Below are 22,437 nucleotides of genomic sequence, written 5' to 3' on the forward strand. Positions count from 1 at the left end.
GCGCTTATTGAGGTAGATCTGCGTAGCGATGCTGATAAAAGCGCTCGCGCTGGATATCGGCGCTGCCCAGACAGGCATCGATCATCATTAGACGTTTTAAGTACTGGCCGATGGGTAACTCCTCACTGACTCCCATACCGCCGTGCAGTTGAACGGCCTCCTCGGCAATCTTGCGGCCCTTACGCCCCACTTGGTATTTCAGTGCCGCCACCACCTCGGTGCGATCGGCGCTGTGGTCCAGCACCGCACATTGCCCACGCAGCAGCATGGCACGACACAACTCGGCGTCCGCATACATGTCCACCATGCGGTGCTGCAAAGCCTGGAAGGAGCCGATGGCGACGCCGAACTGCTTGCGGTTTTTGGCGTATTCCACGGTGTCTCTTAGCAGGGCATCCATCGCGCCCTGGGCTTCTGCCGCCAAGGCCACTGTCGCCGACAGCAGCACCTGCTCCAGCGCTGCCTCACAGCCATCACCGGTAAACAGACAGGCCCCGGCATCAACGCTGACATCCTCCAGTATCAAGGTGCAACAGTCACTGCCATCCATCAAAGCCATGCGCTCGCTAATGAGACCGTCACTATCGGACGCCACTACAAACGCATTGAGCTCACCGGACTCGGTACGCGCCACCACCAGCGCTTGATCAAAGTGGGCACCGGGCACCAGGACTTTGGTGCCGCTCAGTCGCCAGCCGTCGGCGTCGCGACGGGCAAGACACTGCCAAGAGGACGGAACCTCACCGTAGTGACCTTCAAACAGGGCCGGGGTGAGACGGAGGTCACCGCTCATCACCTCAGTGAGTAATTCATCCCGGCGCGGCGAAGCTGGCGCGGCCGCCAGCAGTGCACCGGCCACCAATATCGACGACCAAAACGTCGCGATACTGGCCGACTTGCCCAGGCCTTCCATCAGTAAGCAGCTCTCCACAATGGAGCCACCAAAGCCACCCAGATCTTCCGCAAAGGGCATCGCCAACCAGCCCAGCTCGGCAAATACCTGCCACTGCTCGGCGGCGTCTACGTCTGGCTGTTGATCCGCGCAGTAGCGTTCAATACTGTCTTTTAACAACTGCTGTTCGTCGGTCAGGGAAAAATCCATTGTTCTATCCTTACAGTCCCAGGCCGTACTTGGCGATGATATTTTTCTGCACTTCGTTACTGCCACCGTAGATGGTGGCCGCTCGGCCAAACATATACTCCCGACGTATGCGGTGGGCATGGCTGAGGTGACTGGCGAGATACTGACCCCCAGCCGGAAACTGGCTGACGCTGCCGAAACCGGCAGTGACATCCCAACGTAATGCTTGCAGGGCCTGTTGTAATTCCGTTCCTTTCAATTTCAACAGCGAGGATTCCATCCCCGGCGCCTGTCCTTTATCCAACTTGTTAAGCACCGACAGTTCGAGAAACTCCAGCGCCATCAGATCCATTTCAATGTCGGCCATACGGGCTTTGACATCCGCCGTCGCCGCCAGGCAGTGGGCGCGGTGCTCACCGCGAAACAATCCTTTGATGTCCGCCAACATGCGCTTGCAGGCCGCCACTCCGGCCAGTGCCGTGCGCTCGTAATTCAACAGCGCCTTAGCGTACTCCCAGCCGCGGTTTTCCTCGCCGATCAGATTGCCCACCGGCACCCGCACAGCGTCGAGATGCACCTCATTGAGGTGATGCTCACCATCGATGGAGATAATGGGGCTGACAGTGATACCGGGGGAGTTCATCTCGATCAGCAAAAAGCTGATCCCCTGTTGCGGGCGGCCTTCGTCACTGGTCTTTACCAGACAAAACATCCAGTCCGCATACTGAGCATAGGTGGTCCAAATCTTACTGCCGGTCACCACGTAGTCGTCGCCGTCGCGCACAGCCCGGGTTTTTAAGGCGGCCAAATCCGAGCCGGCGCCGGGTTCAGAATAGCCCTGACACCACCAGATATCCGACGCTTTGGTGGGCGGCAGAAAGCGCGCTTTTTGCTCTTCGCTGCCGTAGCTATATAACACCGGCGCCACCATCTTGATCCCCATTGGAATCACATCAGGGGCTCCCACTGCCGCCATTTCGCTGCAATAAATGTATTTTTGGGTGGCGCTCCAGTCGCAGCCGCCGTGCTGGACGGGCCAACCGTTGGCCGCCCAACCCTGGGCATCGAGGCTTTTTTGCCACTCGATAGTGGCCTCTTTAAAAGTCTCGGGGTGTCGTAGCCGCTCCGCCAGCTCTGGCGTAAAAGCGGATTGCATAAACGTCCTGACCTCCTCCTGAAAGGCGGTTTCCTCTGGTGTAAAGGTCGCGTGCATAGTGAATTGCCTTTTGTTGTTATCTCAGCCTCACTGCCTTGATGCTTCGGCCCGCTTAGCTCTTAACTGTCAACTTTTAGCTCTCAACTTTTATTTCTCAATATTTAACTCTTAACATCACCGCTATGCCGCAGAACACAGCGTGCAGTGATGTCTTTGCTATCCAGACTTAGCTCCCGGAGGGCGCCAAGGCCTGGTAGCTCGAATACCTCGGGTTATCGATTGCCAGCTTGGCCAATGCAATCTCTTTAAGCGCGGTTAGCACCTCGGGATCGGCGGCGTCCAGCGCGCCGTCGCGCAGGGCTTGGGCCATCTGCCGGTTTAATTCTTCAGCATCGCCCTGCACCGCCAACAGCTGTGAAAACCGCGTTTGCTCCAGCTGTGACAGCGCCTCGGATTGTTCGCACTCCCGGGCCACAATGGACAAGCTGTTGGCAGCGACTTTTAAACGATAGGCTACAGCCGGGTCGGTGATCGCCGGCTGAACCTCCTCTTTCAAGAATTGCCGTATCGCCTCCAGCAGTTGGCGATCGCTGGGAAATCCTAGCGCCATAACTCCCCTCCTGCGTCGATCAAATCGACAATATCCAATTCGCACTCCGATACCCGCCGGCCAATGGCCGCGCGCTCCACCGAGGGCAACACACCACTGAGGTGAACATGGCACTGGTAGAGACAAATCACGCCCCACTTCAGCACCCCGAACAACTCCCACACCGCCACACGGGTGGGATCGACGGCCTGACCACTGGCGGCCTGATAGGCACTGAACAACGACTCGCGATCGCCGAACCCGCCCACCGGCTTATCGCGGTTACCAAAGCGCCAGGAGTTCACACACAACCACCCCAGGTCTTCCATCGGGTCGCCTATGTGAGCCAGCTCCCAATCCAGCACCGCCCGCAAGCCCGTCTCGTCAACAATGATATTGCCGTTGCGGAAGTCGCCGTGCACCAGCGCCAGAGAAGACTCGGGCAGCTCAAAATCCGCCACCCGGCGACGCAGAACTTGAAACGCCGCCTCAAACACCGGCAGCGGATGATCGAATTGGCGATAGCTGTCTTCGTAGAAATCGATCTGCCCGCGCAGATCATTGACCGCCAGATGATTCACCTGAGTACGGGGCACAGAATGAATCCGGGCCAGCTCTGTGCCGCACTGCCCGGCAAGCTCGGCGCGGGCAGACTCGAAGCGGGGGTCCTTGAGTATTTTCGGCGGCAGGGTTTCGCCGTCGATGCAGCTCATCACAAAACCCTCGCCCAGCCCGTGGCGCTCATGGAGCACGCCAAGCACTTCCGGCGCACTCACACCACAGGCCACTGCGGCGGCAATCACCTTCGCCTCGTCGGCCTTGCCCAGGGCGCCGGCAAATTGATCGGCGTCCACACCCCGGCGCAAAATCAAGGATTGCTCGCCGGCCTGACTCTGGGCAGTAAAGCGCCAGGTCTGGGCCGCAGCGCCGGCGGTAAGTTGCCGCAACTGGTCAATGGTAACGGGCTCGCCAATAAACTCGGACACCGCAGCTTGCAAGCGCGGCTGAAGCTGCTCAGCAGAGGCGGAAAAATCCAGAGCATCCGCCATTAGCCGCTCCACTCCGCGTCCCGCTCACCAAAGTCCCAGCCGCGACCATCGCTGTCGCGATAGCGTTTAAGGATCTGCTTGGCCACGGATTGAATGTGTACTTCATCTGGCCCGTCGTAAACCCGGGCTTCACGGGCATGGCGGTACATCCTGCTCAGCGGGGTATCGTCAGTCAGACCGGCGGCGCCGTAGACCTGAATGGCCCGGTCGATCACATTGTGGACCATTCGCGCGCCCACCACTTTGATCAGGCCAATCTCGACACGCCCCGGATCACCACTGTCGATGCACTTGGCCGCGTGCAGAGTGAGCTGTCGGCAAGCCTGAATTTCAGACAAGGAATCAAACACGTGCTGCTGCATTAACTGCTTGTCGGCCAGGGGGCCACCAAAGGCACTGCGGTTGTGAAGACGCTCGCACATCAAGTCAAAAGCACGCTGCGCCTGTCCCAACCAGCGCATGGCGTGAAAAATACGACCGGGGCCGAGTCGGCGCTGGGCAATTAAAAAGCCTTCGCCGCGCTTGCCCAGCAGGTTTTCCTCCGGCACGCGGATATTGTCGTAGACCACTTCGAAGTGGCCGGTGTTTAACCCCAGCACGGGGGTATCACGCTGAATCTTGTAACCGGGATGGTCAGTGGGGACCAGAATCATACTAAAGGCGGAGTGGCCTGGGGCCTCCGGCTCGGTGCGACACATGATGGTGGTATAGGCAGCAATATCAGCCCCGGTGGTAAACCACTTGCGACCGTTGATCACCCACTCGCCGTTTTCCAGCACGGCTGAGGTCTGCAATTGGGTGGGGTCGGAACTGGCCAAGTCCGGCTCGGTCATCGCAAAGCTTGGGAAAATCTCCCCCGCAACCAGAGGCGCCAAATACTGCTCCCGCTGCGCTGGCGACGCGTACTGATTGAGCATAATGGAGTCTTGCAAGGTATAAGTGCCAAAAACCAATTGGGCGTATTCAGAGCGGCCGATCACTTCGTTGATGTACACATACTCCAGAAAGGGCATACCCTGACCACCGATCTCCTTAGGGTCGCCCAGCGCCCACAGGCCTGCCGTTTTAGCCTCGGCCATCAGCCCGCGCAAGGTCTCCATAGAGCGCTGCTTATCCTCGCCTTGCAAGATCGGCTCTGCGGGGTAAATCCGCTCTTCCAAAAAGGTTTTGACCTCGCGTCTCACTACGGTCCAGTCGCGGGATTCAGACATCGTTATTCTCCGATTTCAGTGCTTGTGGAGCGCGATCCCCATCAAATCAAGGACCGCGACTATTTGTCAAGGATATTGACTTATTTGCTCGACGGAGGACTGACACCATCGCAACGGCAACGTCTCCGCCAACACAAAGGTACGGCGTGTGGCCGAGGGATGCTTGGACACCGACGAAAAACTAGGACTTAACCGCCACTTTATTTATTGTCTACTGGCGCTGCCGGCAACTTTAAACCACCGGCTCGATTAACCCGGCAAGCGCCATTCAAGCCATACACCCTACACGGCTACGCAAACGCTTTTGTACCGTACATCGAAGGGCTTAGATTTTGATGACTGATACCGGGCCCCACTCGTGATTAAGGGATTTTTTCAGGGACTTGAACTCTGCTTCACCCAAGCGCCGGGCCAGCTCCTTCTCGATGCCTTTCATTATTTTTGCCGCATCAGCGCGGATCTGGTCGGCACTGGGGGCAAACTGGACCACCTTGGCGCGACGGTCTTTGGGGTCGGCGACCATTTCGATCAAACCCTCATCCCGCATGCCCTGCAACAACTGGTGAATCGCCTGGCGGCTGATCCCCAAACTGCGCGCCAAATCTGCAGGGCGGTTTATGCCGGCGGTGATATTGACCATGATCATTGAGCGGGTCCGACTCATGCGTTCCCAGCCTGCCGCCTGCAAGCTGGCTTGCAGGCTCTCGTCCACCCAATACAAGGCATAGGCCAGGGTACCAATCAGTACGTTCTTGTCTTCGCTCACAATTTTCTTCATATCAAATGCGACACCACAGCTGTTATTTGCCCGTGCTCAGTCAGCACACGATTGTAGGCTCAATCTCCATACAAGCCCACTCGGACAGTATTTTAGTAAAGTATATTGACATTATAAGAGGGAGTTGCTGTACTTTCCAGCACAATAAGGAGGTGCTAAATGAGCGAAAAAACCCGATCTTACGAACGTATTCCCTATCTCATTTTTTATCAGGACAAGAGCCCGTTTAAAGAAACCTACGCCGGCCCGCTGGACTTTGGCGCTCTAAAATCCCACCACCTCAAACCCGCCGAACCCAAGAGCAACAACGTTATTTTGTTTATGCACCCCATCGGCGGCGGTGAGTACCTGCCCATGGTGGTCGCCTTGGCCAAGGCCGGCTATCCGGTGATTTATTGCCAGAGCCGCTATTCTGGCAATGACAGTGCCTTGATCATGGAAAAAGTCGCCATCGACATGGGCAACTGTATTCGTCACGCCAAGGAGCAGCTGGGCTACGACAAGGTTATTCTTGCCGCCTGGAGCGGTGGCGGTTCGCTGTCCCTGTTCTACCAAAGCCAGGCCGAGAATCCCACCATCACCCACACCCCAGCTGGCGACCGGGTAGACCTGACCATCCAGGACTTAATCCCCGCCGACGGCGTGATGGTGCTGGCCGCCCATGTCAGCCGCGCCCACACCCTGACCGAGTGGATGGATGCCTCAATAATGGATGAGAGTGACCCGGAACAACGGGACCCGGAACTGGACCTCTACAATCCGGCCAACCCCAATCAGCCGCCCTACTCCGAGGCCTTCCTGACCCGCTACCGGGAAGCCCAGGTGGCCCGCAACCGCCGCATTACGCAGTGGGTAAAAGATAAACTGGCCGACTTTAAAGCCAAGGATCGCCCCAACGAGGAATTTGGTTTTGTGGTTCACGGCACCATGGCCGACCCGCGCTGGCTGGACCCCAGTGTCGACCCCAATGACCGCCAAGCCAACTGGTGCTACTTGGGCGACCCCCAGGTGGTCAACAACGGGCCGGTGGGCCTGGCACGTTTTTGCACCCTGCGCAGTTGGTTATCGCAGTGGAGCTACGATGACTCCAACGCTGACGGCGTGGCCTGCGCAGGCAAAATCTCTGTGCCCATTATGGTGGTGGGCAATTCTGCCGATGACGCCTGTACGCCCAGCCATACCCACCGGCTGTACAACGCCATCAGCCACGACGACAGGGAAATGCACGAAATCCAGGGCGCGACCCACTACTACTTTGGGCAACCGGAACAATTGCAGGAGGCCGTCGAGCTGTGCGCTAGCTGGTTGCAGCGCAAGGGTTTTGCCTAGGGCCGGGCGCCGACGGGCAATCCCCAGGAGCAAGGTCTGAATCTGCCGGCGCTGTACCCGCCAAAACCGCGCCTCACCAATTGTAATAGAGTGAGGCAAACACCTTTCTGCCCTGCTTTTGCCGCACGTTGTAACTACCGGGGAAAAACACCGTATCCAGCGTCTGACCGGCAATCTCCTCGTCGCTAAGGTTGCTGCCGCCGACACTGATAACCCAACCGCTATCCAGAGAAGCGAGGCTCAGACGCGCAGAAATAGTGGTGTAAGCCTCCAGGAAGGTGGCCCGATCAAGGTCGCCATCGGTGTACTGATCCCCTTGGTAGAGAATATCGACACTGGCAGCGGCCCCCAAACCAAATAGCGGGAACTGAATGCTGGGCGTCAGGCTGGCGGTTTGTTTTGGCGCCAGGGAAATGCGGCGATCACTAAGATCTTGCTGGGCGTCTGTCCCCTGCTCAATCGGCGCCGGAGCTGAGGGATAGTTTTCATAGCGCGCATCCAACAAACCCAACGAACCGGAAATCTGCAGAATTTGTAGCGGCGTTAGCCAGGTAAAGTCCAGCTCGACACCGTCAGATATTGCCGACGCCGCATTGGTCACATCAAAGAAAGCGCCGTTAAAGGCCAGCACTTGCAGATCATCAAAATAGGTGCGGTAGGCCACCGCGTTGAGGCGCAGGGTGTTGTCGAAGAACTGGCCCTTCAGCCCCCCTTCGATAGTGTAGGCCTCCTCCGGTTCGAAGTTCAGGTCTTCGCCACCAAAGGACGAGGCGTTAAAGCCACCACTCTTAAAACCCCGGGAGTAAGTCACAAATAGGTTGGTGTCGTTATTGAGGTAGTACTGCACCGACAGTTTGGGCGAGACATCGGTTTCGGTTCGCTTTAAATCATCTTCGTTATAGTTTTCCGCACTCAGTGCCAGCTCCATCACACAGGGCAAGCTCAGCGCCGCTTGGGTGCAGCTCGCCTGGCCACTCGCCACACCGGTTTTCTTTTCACGGCTATAGCGCACGCCGGGGGTTATCACCCAGCTCTCGGTGAGATACCAACTAAACTGACCGAACAAGGCCTGGGCTTCCACGTCCAGCAGATAATCCAGCAGGTATTGATCCTCGCCAATCACTGCGGCGGTGATATCGGCAATGGGCAAAAGGCCGGCCAGATTTAAGGTGCCCAGCAAGCCACCACTGCTGATGGAGGTATTACCGCTGAGCAGCTGCAACAAGTCATCGGTGGTCAAATAGGCGCCCAGATCATCACCGGCCTGTATCACCGTCTGCTGGGTAAAGCGCGAGTCGAAGAGGAAGGTGCCCACCACAAAATCCAGGCGCTCCCCCAAACCAAACAGGCCATCAAAGCCGCCGGTAAAGCGCCACTCCAAGGATTGTTGTTCGTACTGGGAGGCGACACCCAAAGTGGCCAGATCTGCGGGTGAGGTGTCCAGATCCACCAGGCTCTCCAGGTTTAGCTCGGTGTCAGCCACCACCATGGTAGAGTTTAAATCCTGAATGGCACCCAGGTCACCGATGCTCCACTCAACCTTTAATGATAGTGTTTCCGAGTCTTTATCGATAAAGCCCGGCTGATCATAGGAGGTCTGCTGGTCGTTGGGGTCATCCTCAATATTCGGGTCGTAGTTCTGTAAAAAGGTCCGGGTGCCGTCGTCCAGTTGTGATAATTGCAGGCCCCAGTAGTTGGCGCTGGTCTCCGAGCGCACCGCGTTAAGGGTGAAACTCAGCGACTCGGTCGGCGTCGCTACTACTTTCAGGCGCTGGGCATCCTGCTCGTGCTTATCGTCCTGTCGATTCAGAAAGCGGTTGTGCAACTGGCCATCCCGCTGGATATCCATGGCGGAAAAGCGCAGCCCCAACCAATCGGTAATCGGCCCGCCAATGCCCAGCTCCAGGCGGCGCTCATCCGGATCGGTCTTGGTTGCCTGAAGGTCGCCGGAAAACGCGTCACCGGGCTCTTTGGTACTGACATTAAAGACACCTGCCACGGTGTTTTTACCAAACAGCGTACCCTGAGGCCCCCGCAACACCTCGACACGGGCAATATCAAAAATCGCTTCGTTGTAATAGGACGGGCGGGCGAAGAAGACTTCGTCCTGCACAAAGCCCACCGAACTTTCAAAGGCCGCATTAAGGGGGTTGGAGCCAAAGCCGCGAATATTAATCTGCGCCAACGCCGGATCGGTGTCGGAAGAAAAACGCACATTGGGGATATAGGGCGCAATATCCTGAAGACCAGCGCCCCCCAATTCACGCATTTGCTCGCCGCTGATCGCCGTTAGCGAGATAGGCACATCCTGGGATGACTGCTCTATCTTCTGGGCGCTGACGATCACCTCTTCCAGAGTCCGGTTTGACTGCTGCGCCACACTGGTCGCACTCAATAGGCTAAACAACCCAGCAGCCAGCCATTTTTCAGGTGCCACGCTCAGCCCATTTTGCTTGTCATTGCTCATATCGACGTCGCTTATTGTTATTCATCGTTTGGCAATATGGAGCGGCTGGATAGTTTGCAGGCAGGCCGCCCCACACTTTGTAAACTTACTTTACATTTATCTCTGCGCCGGTCAAGCCCCGCCCGCTCACTGTGGCGCCCCAGGACAGCTTGCCCACCCCGAGCCAATCACGCCTTACGACTGGACAGGGCCAAAGTCATCATGTCAATATAATTGACATAATTAGCGGAGGCAAACAATGATAAAACTCCACACCGTGCCCACACCAAACGGCCACAAGATCTCCATCGCTCTTGAAGAGTTAGGTGTTGATTACGAGGTGATTCCCTACGACATCACTAAGGGCGATCAATTTAAGCCGGAGTTCCTGGCCCTGAACCCCAATAACAAACTGCCGGTGTTGGTGGATGACGAGCCACTGGGCGGCGGCGAGCCGATAGTGGTATTTGAGACCGGTGCCATTCTGATTTATCTGGCCGACAAGTACGGGCAACTGCTTTCCACCGAGCCCCGTCAGCGCTACGCTGAACTGCAGTGGTTGATGTTCCAAATGGCCAGCGTCGGCCCGCTACAGGGCCAGGCCCACCACTACGTGCGCTATGCCCGCGTTAAACAGGATTACGCCCAGGAGCGCTATTTGAATGAAACGCGCCGACAGTGCCAGGTGCTGGAATCGCAACTGGCAGACCGTAACTATATCGCCGGCGATAACTTTTCCATTGCCGACATTGCCCTCTGGCCCTGGTTGCGTGCACTGCCCTTAATCGACATTCACCTGCAACAGGACTATCCCGCCACCCACGCCTGGTTCGAGCGGGTCGCGGCCCGCCCCGGTGTGGAGCGAGGTAAAGATGTGATTGATGGGTATGTCTATATGCTGCCGCCCAATTTCTATATGGAGCTGGATGAGCGAACCTGGTCCTACTCCTTCGGCAACGAACAATACAAGGATCGACAGCGCCAATGAGCCCCTTGGAACATACCGCCCTGGCGGCGAATAAACCTCTGGCAGGCATCCGCGTATTGGACCTGACCCACATGTTATCCGGCCCCTATTGCACCATGACCCTGGCGGACTTGGGTGCCGACATGATTAAGGTTGAACCCCTCAAAGGCGAGGGCACCCGAGCTCTACTGGCCAAGGACCCCAAGCACGCCATCGACGGTATGGGGGCGTATTTTTTAACCCTTAATCGCAACAAGCGCACTGTCAGTATCGATTTAAAATCGGAAAAAGGCCTGGCGGTTTTTTACGAGCTGGTCAAAAACGCCGACGTGGTGGTCAACAATTTTGCGGCGGGTGTCCCCGCCAAACTGAAAATCGACTACGAGCACCTTAGCCAGGTCAACCCGCAGATCATTACTTGCTCCATCACCGGCTTTGGTGAGAACGGCCCCGGCGCCAACCGCCCAGCCTTTGACCAGGTTGCCCAGGCCTATGGTGGCGGTATGTCCATCACCGGCACTGACGCCGACAACCCCACCCGAGCCGGCATCCCCATCGGCGATCTGGGCGGCGGCATGTACGGCATTATCGGCGTGCTCACCGCCATCATCGAGCGCCAACGCTCCGGCAAGGGGCAACACGTCGATATCTCCATGTTGGATGTGCAAATCTCCCTGCTCAACTACATGGCCACCATGCACTTTCTATCGGACGAAGACCCCGAGCCCATCGGCAACAGCCACTTTGTGCACGTACCCTACAACAGCTACGCCACGCGCAATGGCCATATTGTGATCGCGGTGCTGACCGACAGCTTCTGGCACAACTTAAAAACCCTGCTCGACTGTCCCGAGCTGGAGAAACCGGAATACGATCATCAACCGGGCCGCCTGGCCGACAAAGCCGTTATCGATCAGAAAATTGGCGACATACTAAAAACCGACACCACAGAAGCTTGGCTGGATAAACTCAACGCCCTGCGTATTCCCGCTGCGCCGGTCAACACCTTTAGCCGCGCCCTGCGAGATCCGCAAGTACAACACCGCAATATGGTGGTGGAACTTCAACACCCCAATGGTCAATCCACTCGCGGGCCAGGCTGCCCGGTAAAACTGTCACGCAGCAATGGCGAAAGCTACACCCCCGCCCCATTGTTGGGACAAAATACTGATCAACTGATGAAGGAACTGCTCCACTACAGTGACGACGCTATCGCTCAACTCAAAGCCGAAGGAGTCATCGGCTAATGGCAGAGCGGATTACTATCAACGATGTCGGCCCCCGGGATGGTCTGCAAAACCAGGCCACGATCTTAACTCTGGAGCAGCGACTGGGGCTGATTAACGCTTTGCTAAACGCCGGCCTTACGCACATTGAAGTCGGCTCCTTCGTCTCCCCCAAGGCGGTACCCGCCATGGCGGGTACCGGCGAACTGGTGGCTGGCCTACCCCGGGGTGAACACTTTCAATTCTCCGCCCTGATTCCCAACCGCAAGGGCTACGACTTGGCCCGTGAAGCAGGTATCCAACACGTCGGCATGGTGGTGGCGGCCAGCGACGGTATGAACCAAAAGAACACCAACATGCCCACCCAGCGCGCGCTGGATATTGCCGTCGAACTCTTTGAGCAGGGCAAGAGCGACGGCATGAAACCCCTGGCCTACATTGCCACTGCCTGGGAATGCCCCTATGAAGGCCCGGTAGATCCCGGCGTGGTCATCGATATCGCCGGCCAACTCATCGACGCCGGCACTGCAGAAATCATCCTCGCCGACACCATCGGCGCCGCCGCCCCCGGTCAAGTCAAAAGCCTGGTCACGGAACTGGTCAACCAATTCGGCGCCGACACTTTCTCTTGCCACTTCCACGACACTCGGGGCATGGGCGTCGCCAATGTGTATGCGGCAACCGAAGTTGGCATTCGCAAATTCGATGCCTCCATTGGCGGCCTCGGCGGCTGCCCCTTTGCCCCTGGCGCCACCGGCAACGTCGCCACTGAAGATGTGGTATTGATGCTGGAGCAAATGGGCTTCGATACCGGCATAGACCTAGTCAAACTGGTTGCCGCTATCGACACGGCATCCACTCTTGTCGGCCGAGACCTGGGTGGACACAGCCTGCCTTGGCTTCGTCAGCAGATAGCGAAAGGCGCATTGCCACCGCAACACTAGATTTATGAAACTGGTAACAACAACTACAGCCGATGCAATGACTGCGTTTATCTCGCGTCTTTTATAGCACTATTCAAAGCGCCTGCTCCTGCTAATTTTTGACCAAGTATGGCAAGCTGTCAAAATAACAACTTTCTGACCTACGATCTTTGGTCAACAGCAGTAAGACAAGCGAGAGTGTGATGACTAAAAATAATTTCGAGGAGGATTTGGTTCGCTGCATTTACGCGAGCACGGCCGCTAAAGAATTACAGCTTGCTGACTTAAAAGAACTGCTCGTCGAAGCAAGAAAGAAGAATGCAGAACTGGGAGTAACGGGCATACTGCTCTATGAAAACGGCGCACTTTTCCAGGTCTTGGAAGGCACCTCCAGCACAATCGAACAGCTCTACAACACCATAAAATCAGATAAGCGACACCAACGGATCATCAAATTGATTTACGAACCTATTGAAGCCCGCGAGTTTGCAAATTGGAGTATGGGGCTGGCCACGGTATCGCTGGATGAACTTAACGAGATTGAGGGGCTTAATGACTTTTTCTGTCGTGGAAAGTGTTTCACCGACCTCGATGAAGGTCGGGTGAAAAAACTCCTGGCCGCGTTCAAAGAAGGGAGGTGGCGTAACACAATTTCTGGGTAAGAGGCGCTCATAAAAACCGTATCGTTAGAGCTTAGCCCCTCAGCAGGATACCTGACCGCCCACCTCTACGCCGAATAAATCGTCACCACCACAGCTCCGCCCAAACCAATATTGTGCTGAAGTGCGGTGCGCGCTCCCTCTACCTGACGCACCCCCGCCTGCCCCCGCAGCTGCCAGACCAACTCGGCGCACTGGGCCACGCCGGTGGCGCCGATGGGGTGGCCCTTGGACATTAACCCGCCGGAGGGGTTAACCACAAAGCGGCCGCCGTAGGTGTTGTCACCGTCGCGGACAAACTTCTCCGCCTCGCCGCGGCCACATAAACCCAAGGCTTCGTAGCTCAGCACCTCATTGGGCGTAAAGCAGTCGTGCAGTTCCACGACCTGGATAGATTCCGGTCCGAGGCCGGCCTTTTCGTAGGCTGAAGTCGCGGCGGCCCGGCTCATTGAGGCGCCAACCAGGTCTTGAGCACTCTCAAAGCTCTCTACCGTATCGGTTGCCATACTCTGGGCGACGATTTTCACCTTACTCTGTAAGCCTTTGCGGCGGGCAAAGTCTTCACTGCAGACAATGGCAGCCGCAGCACCGGAGGTAGGTGGGCAGGCCATTAGGCGGGTCAGATAGGGTGGGAATTGCTGCGGCGCTGCCATCACCTCGTCCACCGTTAAGGGCGTTCTAAATACGGCGCGCTCGTTATGCTCGGCGTGGCGGCGGGATTTCACCGCCACCTGGGCAAACAATTCCGGCGAGGCCCCTGTCTGCTGAAGGTACTCGGCGCCGGCACCACCAAACAAGCGGATGGCCATTGGCGCCAGTGGCGCGTCCGGTTGCAGGGCACTAAGCCGGGATAGCAACGGCTCCATGGGATCGTCGCGATCGTTAAAGTGAGACGCCAGGGCGCCGGCACTCATCTGCTCAAAACCCACCACCAATGCGCAGTCTATCTCGCCGGATTGCACCGCCTGGCGGGCCAGGAACAGGCCCGTTGAACCACTGGAACAGTTGTTATTGACGTTGACCACGGGAATGCCGGTCATACCCACATCGTAGAGCGCTCGCTGGCCGCTGCAGCTATCGCCGTAGATATAGCTGCAGAAGGCCTGCTGAATATCGCCGTAGTCCAGACCGGCGTCGGTCAGCGCCTCATTGATGGCGGCGTGTACCATCTTGGTGTAGCTGGCAGCCTCGCTGGGCTTGCGAAACTTGCTCATGCCTACACCGGCAATCACTACCTGAGTCGTCATGTTTGGTGGTCCTCTTAGCCTTAAGATGCAGCGCGCTTGGCGATAAAGTCAGCGGCAAAGTCGATGTAGTAGTCGATGGCATCCGCATTCTTCATTGAGCCCCGGCCCACGACTTTGTCAGCGGCATAGCCCAGTAGCAGTTTTCTCACTGGCACCTCCAGCTTTTTGCCGGTGAGGGTGTAGGGTATCTCGCTGACCGGTACTACCTCGTCGGGAACGTGACGGGGCGAGCACTCTGATTTAAGCCGCGCGGCAATGGCTTTGTTTAGGTTTTCGTCGAGGGTCGCGCCCTCCGCCAGCTGCACAAACAGCGGCATGTAAAAACCGCCATCGCCGGTCTCAACGCAGACGATCATGCTGTCGCTGATCTCCGGCATACTCTCCACCGCACGATATATCTCGGCGGTGCCGATGCGCACACCGTAGCGGTTCAGGGTGGCGTCGGAGCGGCCGTAGATATAACAGCCACCGCGCTGGTTGATTTTGATAAAGTCGCCGTGGCGCCACACACCGGGGATCTCCTCAAAGTAGGACTCCCAGTATTTCTTCATGTCGGGGTCGTTGAGGAAGTACAGCGGCATGGAAGGGAATGGCGTGCGACATATCAGCTCGCCAACATCGTCCCGCACCGGCTTGCCGTCGTCGTCCAGGGAATCCACATTCATAGCCAATGCCCGGGCCTGAATCTCTGCGGCGTGTACCGGCAAGGTGGGGCTCGCCGCCACAAAGGCGCTGGCAATTTCAGTACCGCCACTCTGGGAGGTGAGCCACAGGTCCTGCTTCACATTGTTGTAAAACCAGGCAAAGGTGGCGGGCATGGAGGGCGAGCCGCCAACCAGAATGGTATTGAGACGACTGAGATCAAAACTGTCTTTGGGAACGACTTTGTTGTCTTCCATCAATTGTACATAGCTGGGGCTGGCACCAAAGACCGTGGCGCCACTGGTTTCCGCCAGCTTCCACAGCACGTCGGTAGACGGGTATACCGGACTGCCGTCGTACAGTGCAATTGAAGCTCCGGTCAGCATCATGCCCACCACCAGATTGAACATGACCCAACCGGTGGTGGTGTAGAAGAAGCTGGTATCGCCGGGCTTCAAGTTCATGTGGAAGGTCATGAACTTGAGCATTTCCATCAGCACGCCGACGTGGGAGTGGGCGATGGCCTTGGGCAGGCCGGTGGTGCCGGAGGAAAACACATACCACAGTGGATGATCGCTGGGCACACGTTCAAATAGAAACTGCTCGCCGGGGTCTTCGCCTGCCATTAGAGATTCCCAGCTTTCCACAGGCTTGTCGACGCTAAAGGGAGTGCCGCTGCCAATCACATCAAAGCGCACAATAGCATCGAGGGAATCGAAGCTGTCGATCAGCCGGGAGAACTCCTCGGCGCGATCAAACTGCTTACCGTTGAACTCATAGCCATCGCAGAGAAACAGCATCTTGGGCTTGGCCTGCCCCAGGCGGTCGTTAATGGCCTGAGCGCCAAACTCCGGTGCGGCATTGCTCCACACTGCGCCGACACTGATCGCCGCCAGCATCGCCACCACTGTCTCGGTGAGGTTGGGCATCACGCCACAGACTGAGTCACCGGGTTTGATCCCCCGGGCTCGCAGCGCCGTGGCCAGCACCCGAACCTGACGGGCCAGCTCCGGCCAGGAGGTCTCCCGCAGTGTGGCCGCTTCCGACATGGCGTAGATGGCAGTCCCATCGTTGCTCTGGGCGTGACGGAGAATATGCTCGGCGAAATTGACCCGGCTACCCTCAAACCACTTAACGCCGGGGCGCATTTCCAGGCTGTCTACCACCGCCTTGTAGGGGGTATCGCTCTGCACATCAAAGTACTGCCACAAACTGCCCCAAAAGGCCTCAGGTTGATCAACAGACCACTGCCACAGTGATGAGTAATCATCGACCTCAACAATGTCCTGCTCTTTGAGCCAGTTCATTAGCTGAGTCAGATTGCTGTTTTGCACAAACTCCTGGGGCGGCGACCAGAGCAATTCCCCTTCACGTACTGTCATTTTTTGGCCTCCCGCTTTACGCCCAGGCAACAAACTGCTGTTTGAGGCTGGCAATGTGTTTGCGAATTTGCTCAGGCGCCAGTTCCACAGGCACTTGGGAATAGACCACTTCCGCCGGCTCCGGTAGGGCGCCGTCTTGCCAGAAGGCACTGCCCAGTACCGCGACATTAGCGGCAGAGCCCGAGGACACAACAATGTCCGCGCCATCTTTAAAGGGGGCATCGTCGGCTTCAGTGTTGACTATGCAGCCAAAGGACCACTGGTAGTGCTCTGCCACGTTGGCGATGGGCTGATACAGTTCCGGCCGGGCACCGGCCGCCATATCCTCATTTCCAACGGAGGCGATCACCGCTGTAACGCCACACTCTTTAAATTCCCGCACCAGGTCGGCCAGGTAAACCGACACGGAGTCCACATCCAGTTCAGTAAGATCAAAGACTTCAGCATCGGGATTGGCCTGGGTGTGGGCCCAGCGTGTTACTTCACTGCTGCTGGGCAGCACCACAAAAATTTCGCCGCGGACCACACCGCCAATGGATGACAGCAAGTCCTTGAGGTCGTGTCGAAATACCGGATGGGTCAACAGTTTTTTCACCGCATAGCGCACCCGTTTTTTACCCGACATATCCATCAGTGCCTGGGGGTTGGCCTGTAACCAGGCAGTCAGTATCTCCATAAGCGGCAGGCTCAGGGCATCGGCCGAGAGCACACCTTCCAACTGACCAAACAGCGACGCGGTTTCGGTGCTGTTCATCCAGGGAATTTGCCCGCTTTTCAGCAGGGTTCTCTTTGCAAACTCAGTGCCGTCCAACCACAGTTTGTGGGTTGCTGTAGCCTGACTGCCGTGCAGAATTTCCGCGTTTGTTGTCATGGTCACTATCCAGCTCTAATTCGTTATTGGTCTTGGCTCATGGCGGCCAACTGGGCTTTCAATTTTGCCAGCTCGATATCTTTGGGGTCCGGCATAATAATCGGTGGGGTTTCACCGGGCAGCGCCTTGCCAAAGGGACCACAGAAGAGCTCTTTGGAGCCGTTCCAGCTGCCAAAGAAGGGCACTTCTGACTGGTCGGGTTCTTCGGTCACGTGCTTCTTCACAAACTCGTCGTAGGTCATGCCCTGCTTGATACGCTGTTGGCGAATCGCGTTGCGCTTGGCCTCGGTCTCGGCTTGGTTGACGACCAGGGTGGTGGGATCAAACACCACACCGTAGAGATCCAGTGCACACTCGGCGGTGATAATGCCCTCCTCGACATCCTTCATCACCATTTCGGTGTCCCGCTCCAGCACATCACCATAACCACCGCCGGCGCCCTGGCTGGTCATAAACAGCTCGCCCTCGGGATACAGCTCAAAGGGCACCGCCATGGACAGGCTTTCGTAGGTGCAATCTTCAAAAGGCTGCTCGTTCATGATGTATTCCATGGAGGCACGGAAAATTTCCGGATCGCTCTTCATGGTGTGGAACAGGTTCTTACCCCGTACGCGAGTGGAGCCGTAGGTCGCAGACGAGTAGCCGCCGAACAGACCCTGGGTAGAGGGGAAGTAAGAGCCGCCGGTAAAGGTCTGAAAACCAAAGGGCTGGTCGCCAAAACGCATCAGGCCGTACTGGTAGCCAGAGCCGCCGCGGAACTTGCCAAAGCCACAGTTACCGGACCAAATCCGCTTGGAGATCGCGTAGATATAGGGCAGCTGTTCTTCAGCGTCCTCGCTCTCACCGATGTCGACGTTGGCACCGAAGCAAGGGGCGATACTGTGTTCACCGTCTTCGTCGCACTTGGCTCCGCCGGCCATACCGTTAAGGTCGCCGCACATGTTGCCCACGGAGTCCTCGTGCTGGTTAATGCCGCCGTAGATGATGGCCGCCGGTTGGTTGAACCAACCCGCCTTGGTCTTGCCATAGCGATGGGGGGCGCCAAAGTAGAATTTGGCAAAAGCGATTTCCGATGCAGTCATCACTTTAAACATCGGCTGCACACACAAGGCCACCGGTACATCGTTGCCGCAGTCGGGAATGGTGCCGGGGTCGGTTTCAAACTCAAAGCAGTCGATGATCGCCTGGGCGCAGGGCATATCCGGCCAGATATGGTGGGCCAGGGTAATGGCGCAGCCCAGTACCTGGGTCGACAACAAGCTGTTGATGGGCCGGTTGTAAATCTCCGGCGAGCAGCCCCGCATATCGACAATGACTTTGTCGCCCTTAACGGTAAAGTTGTAGACCAGCTTGAGCATGGCCTGCTCCCGCATGGTGTCGTCGATAAAGAACTGGGTGCGCACGGTGCCGTCGGGCAGCGCGGCAATACGGCGGCGGCCCTCGTCCCGCATAAACTCCACGGTGCTGCGCATGGAGCCTACGACGTTATCCACACCGTAGCGTTGCATATGCTCCTGGGCGCGGCGCTCAAGTCGGCAGCAGGCCGCCAGACGTGCCTTAAGATCCGCCAGCATGGTCTGGGGCTCCCGGCAGCTGTTCTGCATAAAGGTCACCAGGTCGGTGCGCAGCTGGAAGTTCTCGACGATTTTGATCGGCGAACCGCGGATGCCTTCATCCCAGGGGGACTCGATCATCGGCCCCATGCCGCCGGGGACCCGGGCGCCGATTTCCCCTTCGTGCATCGCACAGACACACCAGCCCACTAGGTTGCCGTCGTTAAAAATAGGCATAAACAAGTGCTGGTCGGGGCTGTGAATACCGCCGTAGTGAGCATCGTTCAGTAGAAAGCCATCACCCTCTTTGATACCGACCGTTTGATCGTCTTCGTAATACTTGCGGATAAAACGAATCGGGTAGTGAAGGCTAACCGTAAAGCCGGCCACACCCCGGGTAGAGGCCAGTGACAAGTCACCGGCCGCGGTAAAGTAACCGGTGGACATATCGGCGCACTGGGCCGCTGGTGACGCCACGGTCATCTCGGCGATTTTAAAGGTCTCATCCAAGGCCGCCCGCATACCGGAGCGAATCTCGGCGTAGAGATTGGTATCGATGTCCTCTGACAGCACCCGATCTTCCCACTCACTGCGGGGTGCAACGTGGTGGTTGCGCTGAATCTCGGGGTCTGGCCCGAGAAAGGCACGGTTTTTACTGAGGAAACTGTCGACCAACGCTTTGTCATCGGCCAGGTCTGGATTGTTGTTAGCGAGATCATTCATAACTGACGCTCTTCCGTATTATTGTTACTTGGCTTTGCTGAACCACACTGCCCCTTGGGCAGCGGCTTTAAAGGTCCAACCGGGCTCGACCAGATAGGTGGTGGAACCGGGGTTGACGATGGCGGGGCCCTCAATACAAACACCGGGTTCCAACGCCGCCGCACCGTACACCGGGGTTTCCATCGCGCCGTCGCTGCCCTTTCCGTCGCCACTGTTGAAGTAGCACTCCCGGAAGGCCACCGGATCGGGCTGTACCGGCAAAGGCGCCGGCGGCACCAGCTCGGAGAAAGTCACGGTGCCCAGGTCGACCCGGGACACTACCCGCACGGTGGTCACCCACACGCCGGACTCAGGGGAGACGATCTCGTGACCGTAGCGTTTACCAAAGTCGTCGTTCATTGCCTCGATGGCATTGAGTACATCGGCGGGTTTGGTCAGACGGCGATTGGGCAGCTCGATGCTGACCTCCATCTTCTGGATGCCATAGCGCATATCCAGTTCCAGGCTGTACTTGATGTCTTCATCGTGAAAGCCCTGGCGGAGCAGGTCGTCGCGACCGCGTTGCTCCAGCTCTTCAACCAATTCATTGAAACGTTGATAGTCGGAGTACAGGGCCCGCAGATGCTTGTTGTAGAAACCCAGTGAGACGTTTTTCTCGTGGATATGCATCTGATCCAGACCAGCGCCACCGCAGGCTGAGAACACGCTGCTGTAGGGCGGTGCCAGAATTTCGGTAATGCCGGCCTTGTCGGCAATGCCACAGCAGTGCAATGGACCGTTACCGCCGTAGGCCAGGAAGATAAATTCTTCGGCCTTGTAACCACCGCCGTTCAATTCCCGCACCAGGCCGGCGGCCATTTCGCTGTCGGCCATGCTCTTGATCAACAGCGCGGCATCCTGCTCGGAGATATCCATCTCATCACAGATATCTTCCAGCGCTTGATAGGAGCGGCGTTTATTAAGCGGGATGGCACCGTTGGCATAGTTGTCGGGATCGAGATAACCCAGTACCAAGTCGGCATCGGTAACGGTGGGATTCATCCCGCCGCGGTCGTAACAGGCGGGGCCGGGATCGGAGCCGGCACTCTGAGGGCCCACCTTGACGGTGTCGAAGATGGCGTCGTACTTGGCGATGGAGCCGCCCCCGGCACCGAGGGTAACCAAGTGCACCATGGGCAGTGTGACCCGCCAGCGGTCTACCACCGGATTAAAGTCGTAGTGCTTGGTGCCGCCTTCGGTGATCAGACCGATGTCGAAGGAGGTCCCGCCCATATCGCCGCAGACAAAATTCTTGGTGCCGCTTTGCAGCGCCAACTGCTCGGCGGCATGAATCCCGGCAACTGGCCCTGAGTGCAGAGTCTTAAGGGCATCGGTAGAGTTCAACTGCGCCATACCACCGGAGTTATGAACCAGCAGCATCGGCTTACCATAGCCATTGGTGCGCAGGTTTTGCTCCAGCGCACTCATGGCGTAGTACATGGTGGAATGCAGGAAGGCGTCGATAATGGCCGAGGAGGAGCGCACGTACTCGCCCTTGCGACCCACCACTTGGTGGGACAGCACCATGGGGATGGCACCCAGCATCGACGAGGGGAATTCCTCTTCAAAAATTTCCTGCACCCGCAACTCGTGCTCGGGGTTTTCCACCGAGTTGATCATATTGACGACGATGGCTTGCACGCCGCGGTCTACCAGCTGCTTGAGCTTTTCTCTGACGTCGGCTTCATCCAGATCCAACAGGATTTTGCCGCGATAATCCATGCGCTGCTTAACAGTACGGATGGAGGCGATTGGCACAATGGGGTCTGGGCGGCGCGCTCGGGACAAATCCCGTGCCTGCTCGTCGGGAAGACCGTCGCCGTAGCCCCGACCGCGGGACAGCGGCACAGTACTTTCAAATCCTTCGGTGATCAACAGACCGACTTTGGGCCCGCGCCGCTCAATCAGGGCGTTGGTACCCAGCGTGGTCGCGTAGCGCACCGAGTCGACTTCCGCCAGCATATCGCTGCGCGAGAGCTTTAGCATTTCACAGCTCTGGTCCAGAGCATCGTTAAAGCCCAGCGCCAGGTTGTGGTGGGTGGTCAGCGCTTTGGTCTGGATAAACTCATCGCCCCAGCACACAAAGCAGTCAGTGAAGGTACCACCGATATCAACGGCAATTCTCTTCATGGTTACGCGCCTCCCTGATGAGAGTGGTCGTGACCACAGGCTCGGGTGGGCGTTGGGCTAACTTCAACGGTGGGTTGCCCGGGTTCTGCCAGCATCGGCTGACCGGTCCATTTTTCACGCAGGGAGTCGATGTCGATTTCCATGTCGTAGAGGGGCATGGCACCAGGCATGGTGTACTCCACATCCATCAACGTGCCACAGTGGGGGCAGTAGAACTCGTAGATAACACAGACTTTGGGGTCCGGTGAAAAACACAGGTCATACATCTCCGGGTTGAGCAGCGGACGGTGCACTTCCTGTGGATTGCGGTTGTAGATCAGTGTGTGTTGCTTGTAGTTGTCTCGCGCTGAGCCGAGTTCGTTCTGGCAGCGACGGCACTCCCACTGCTCAGTGTCCAGATCGGCCTGGAGATATTCAGTCACGGATACTTTCATTG

The 22,437-nt window shown here is 57.3% G+C and carries 18 protein-coding genes; 5 read left to right on the forward strand and 13 right to left on the reverse strand.

What is annotated here, in order from left to right; genetic code table 11:
* Positions 1-4: 4 nt before the first annotated feature.
* The 6 genes from I6N98_RS16515 to I6N98_RS16540 form a co-directional block, all read right to left on the reverse strand.
* The gene (locus I6N98_RS16515) at positions 5-1,102 is read right to left on the reverse strand and encodes an acyl-CoA dehydrogenase family protein (RefSeq protein ID WP_198569422.1); all 1,098 of its coding nucleotides are present in this window, start codon (positions 1,100-1,102) and stop codon (positions 5-7) included.
* Between the two features lie 10 nt (positions 1,103-1,112).
* Positions 1,113-2,294, reverse strand: coding sequence for an acyl-CoA dehydrogenase family protein (locus tag I6N98_RS16520; protein WP_198569423.1), 1,182 nt, complete (start codon positions 2,292-2,294; stop codon positions 1,113-1,115).
* A gap of 169 nt (positions 2,295-2,463) precedes the next feature.
* Entirely contained in the window at positions 2,464-2,847 is a 384-nt protein-coding gene (locus tag I6N98_RS16525; RefSeq protein ID WP_198569424.1) for a DUF6285 domain-containing protein, read from the reverse strand.
* A complete protein-coding gene (locus tag I6N98_RS16530) occupies positions 2,838-3,875 on the reverse strand; it encodes a phosphotransferase family protein (protein ID WP_198569425.1) in 1,038 nt (345 codons plus the stop codon). The genes I6N98_RS16525 and I6N98_RS16530 overlap by 10 nt, the downstream gene beginning before the upstream one ends.
* Positions 3,875-5,086 carry an acyl-CoA dehydrogenase family protein gene (locus I6N98_RS16535; RefSeq protein ID WP_198569426.1) on the reverse strand — a complete coding sequence of 404 codons (1,212 nt, stop codon included), beginning with the start codon at positions 5,084-5,086 and terminating at the stop codon, positions 3,875-3,877. Before I6N98_RS16535 ends, I6N98_RS16530 begins: the two co-directional genes overlap by 1 nt.
* Positions 5,087-5,411: 325 nt before the next feature.
* Positions 5,412-5,864, reverse strand: a complete 453-nt coding sequence (locus tag I6N98_RS16540) for a MarR family winged helix-turn-helix transcriptional regulator (protein WP_198569427.1) — start codon at positions 5,862-5,864, stop codon at positions 5,412-5,414.
* Between the two features lie 159 nt (positions 5,865-6,023).
* On the opposite strand from I6N98_RS16540, the gene I6N98_RS16545 reads away from it, so the two are divergent.
* Positions 6,024-7,193: an alpha/beta hydrolase gene (locus I6N98_RS16545; protein WP_198569428.1), complete on the forward strand. Its 1,170-nt coding sequence runs from the start codon at positions 6,024-6,026 to the stop codon at positions 7,191-7,193.
* 73 nt (positions 7,194-7,266) lie between these two features.
* Here the strand turns inward: I6N98_RS16545 and I6N98_RS16550 are convergent, their stop codons facing one another.
* Positions 7,267-9,660: a TonB-dependent receptor gene (locus I6N98_RS16550; protein WP_198569429.1), complete on the reverse strand. Its 2,394-nt coding sequence runs from the start codon at positions 9,658-9,660 to the stop codon at positions 7,267-7,269.
* 238 nt (positions 9,661-9,898) lie between these two features.
* On the opposite strand from I6N98_RS16550, the gene I6N98_RS16555 reads away from it, so the two are divergent.
* The 4 genes from I6N98_RS16555 (at position 9,899) to I6N98_RS16570 (ending at position 13,417) form a co-directional block, all read left to right on the forward strand.
* Positions 9,899-10,627: a glutathione S-transferase family protein gene (locus I6N98_RS16555; protein ID WP_198569430.1), complete on the forward strand. Its 729-nt coding sequence runs from the start codon at positions 9,899-9,901 to the stop codon at positions 10,625-10,627.
* The gene (locus I6N98_RS16560; protein ID WP_198569431.1) at positions 10,624-11,853 is read left to right on the forward strand and encodes a CaiB/BaiF CoA transferase family protein; all 1,230 of its coding nucleotides are present in this window, start codon (positions 10,624-10,626) and stop codon (positions 11,851-11,853) included. The genes I6N98_RS16555 and I6N98_RS16560 overlap by 4 nt, the downstream gene beginning before the upstream one ends.
* Positions 11,853-12,776, forward strand: coding sequence for a hydroxymethylglutaryl-CoA lyase (locus I6N98_RS16565; protein ID WP_198569432.1), 924 nt, complete (start codon positions 11,853-11,855; stop codon positions 12,774-12,776). The genes I6N98_RS16560 and I6N98_RS16565 overlap by 1 nt, the downstream gene beginning before the upstream one ends.
* A gap of 182 nt (positions 12,777-12,958) precedes the next feature.
* Positions 12,959-13,417 (forward strand): BLUF domain-containing protein, encoded by a 459-nt coding sequence (locus I6N98_RS16570; RefSeq protein ID WP_198569433.1) that lies wholly within the window; start codon positions 12,959-12,961, stop codon positions 13,415-13,417.
* 65 nt (positions 13,418-13,482) lie between these two features.
* On the opposite strand, the gene I6N98_RS16575 is transcribed toward I6N98_RS16570, so the two are convergent.
* Genes I6N98_RS16575 through I6N98_RS16600 form a run of 6 tightly spaced genes read right to left on the reverse strand, consistent with a single transcriptional unit; the run spans position 13,483 to position 22,435 of the window.
* Entirely contained in the window at positions 13,483-14,661 is a 1,179-nt protein-coding gene (locus tag I6N98_RS16575) for a lipid-transfer protein (protein ID WP_198569434.1), read from the reverse strand.
* 20 nt (positions 14,662-14,681) lie between these two features.
* Entirely contained in the window at positions 14,682-16,685 is a 2,004-nt protein-coding gene (locus I6N98_RS16580) for an acetoacetate--CoA ligase (RefSeq protein WP_198569435.1), read from the reverse strand.
* Positions 16,686-16,701: 16 nt separating this feature from the next.
* A complete protein-coding gene (locus I6N98_RS16585) occupies positions 16,702-17,556 on the reverse strand; it encodes a hypothetical protein (RefSeq protein ID WP_198569436.1) in 855 nt (284 codons plus the stop codon).
* A 23-nt stretch (positions 17,557-17,579) separates the two neighbouring features.
* Positions 17,580-19,832 (reverse strand): hydantoinase B/oxoprolinase family protein, encoded by a 2,253-nt coding sequence (locus I6N98_RS16590; RefSeq protein WP_198569437.1) that lies wholly within the window; start codon positions 19,830-19,832, stop codon positions 17,580-17,582.
* A gap of 24 nt (positions 19,833-19,856) precedes the next feature.
* Positions 19,857-22,001: a hydantoinase/oxoprolinase family protein gene (locus I6N98_RS16595; RefSeq protein WP_198569438.1), complete on the reverse strand. Its 2,145-nt coding sequence runs from the start codon at positions 21,999-22,001 to the stop codon at positions 19,857-19,859.
* Positions 22,002-22,003: 2 nt separating this feature from the next.
* Positions 22,004-22,435 (reverse strand): acetone carboxylase subunit gamma, encoded by a 432-nt coding sequence (locus I6N98_RS16600; protein ID WP_198569439.1) that lies wholly within the window; start codon positions 22,433-22,435, stop codon positions 22,004-22,006.
* Between the last annotated feature and the right edge of the window lie 2 nt (positions 22,436-22,437).

This window comes from Spongiibacter nanhainus, from assembly GCF_016132545.1.
In the GTDB taxonomy this organism is placed as follows: Bacteria; Pseudomonadota; Gammaproteobacteria; order Pseudomonadales; family Spongiibacteraceae; genus Spongiibacter; species Spongiibacter nanhainus.

Excerpts from the sequence above, each read along its gene's own strand:
- I6N98_RS16515 (WP_198569422.1), bottom strand. The coding sequence starts at position 1,102 with ATGGATTTTTCCCTGACCGACGAACAGCAGTTGTTAAAAGACAGTATT.
- I6N98_RS16520 (WP_198569423.1), bottom strand. The coding sequence starts at position 2,294 with ATGCACGCGACCTTTACACCAGAGGAAACCGCCTTTCAGGAGGAGGTC.
- I6N98_RS16525 (WP_198569424.1), bottom strand. The coding sequence starts at position 2,847 with ATGGCGCTAGGATTTCCCAGCGATCGCCAACTGCTGGAGGCGATACGG.
- I6N98_RS16530 (WP_198569425.1), bottom strand. The coding sequence starts at position 3,875 with ATGGCGGATGCTCTGGATTTTTCCGCCTCTGCTGAGCAGCTTCAGCCG.
- I6N98_RS16535 (WP_198569426.1), bottom strand. The coding sequence starts at position 5,086 with ATGTCTGAATCCCGCGACTGGACCGTAGTGAGACGCGAGGTCAAAACC.
- I6N98_RS16540 (WP_198569427.1), bottom strand. The coding sequence starts at position 5,864 with ATGAAGAAAATTGTGAGCGAAGACAAGAACGTACTGATTGGTACCCTG.
- I6N98_RS16545 (WP_198569428.1), top strand. The coding sequence starts at position 6,024 with ATGAGCGAAAAAACCCGATCTTACGAACGTATTCCCTATCTCATTTTT.
- I6N98_RS16550 (WP_198569429.1), bottom strand. The coding sequence starts at position 9,660 with ATGAGCAATGACAAGCAAAATGGGCTGAGCGTGGCACCTGAAAAATGG.
- I6N98_RS16555 (WP_198569430.1), top strand. The coding sequence starts at position 9,899 with ATGATAAAACTCCACACCGTGCCCACACCAAACGGCCACAAGATCTCC.
- I6N98_RS16560 (WP_198569431.1), top strand. The coding sequence starts at position 10,624 with ATGAGCCCCTTGGAACATACCGCCCTGGCGGCGAATAAACCTCTGGCA.
- I6N98_RS16565 (WP_198569432.1), top strand. The coding sequence starts at position 11,853 with ATGGCAGAGCGGATTACTATCAACGATGTCGGCCCCCGGGATGGTCTG.
- I6N98_RS16570 (WP_198569433.1), top strand. The coding sequence starts at position 12,959 with ATGACTAAAAATAATTTCGAGGAGGATTTGGTTCGCTGCATTTACGCG.
- I6N98_RS16575 (WP_198569434.1), bottom strand. The coding sequence starts at position 14,661 with ATGACGACTCAGGTAGTGATTGCCGGTGTAGGCATGAGCAAGTTTCGC.
- I6N98_RS16580 (WP_198569435.1), bottom strand. The coding sequence starts at position 16,685 with ATGACAGTACGTGAAGGGGAATTGCTCTGGTCGCCGCCCCAGGAGTTT.
- I6N98_RS16585 (WP_198569436.1), bottom strand. The coding sequence starts at position 17,556 with ATGACAACAAACGCGGAAATTCTGCACGGCAGTCAGGCTACAGCAACC.
- I6N98_RS16590 (WP_198569437.1), bottom strand. The coding sequence starts at position 19,832 with ATGAATGATCTCGCTAACAACAATCCAGACCTGGCCGATGACAAAGCG.
- I6N98_RS16595 (WP_198569438.1), bottom strand. The coding sequence starts at position 22,001 with ATGAAGAGAATTGCCGTTGATATCGGTGGTACCTTCACTGACTGCTTT.
- I6N98_RS16600 (WP_198569439.1), bottom strand. The coding sequence starts at position 22,435 with ATGAAAGTATCCGTGACTGAATATCTCCAGGCCGATCTGGACACTGAG.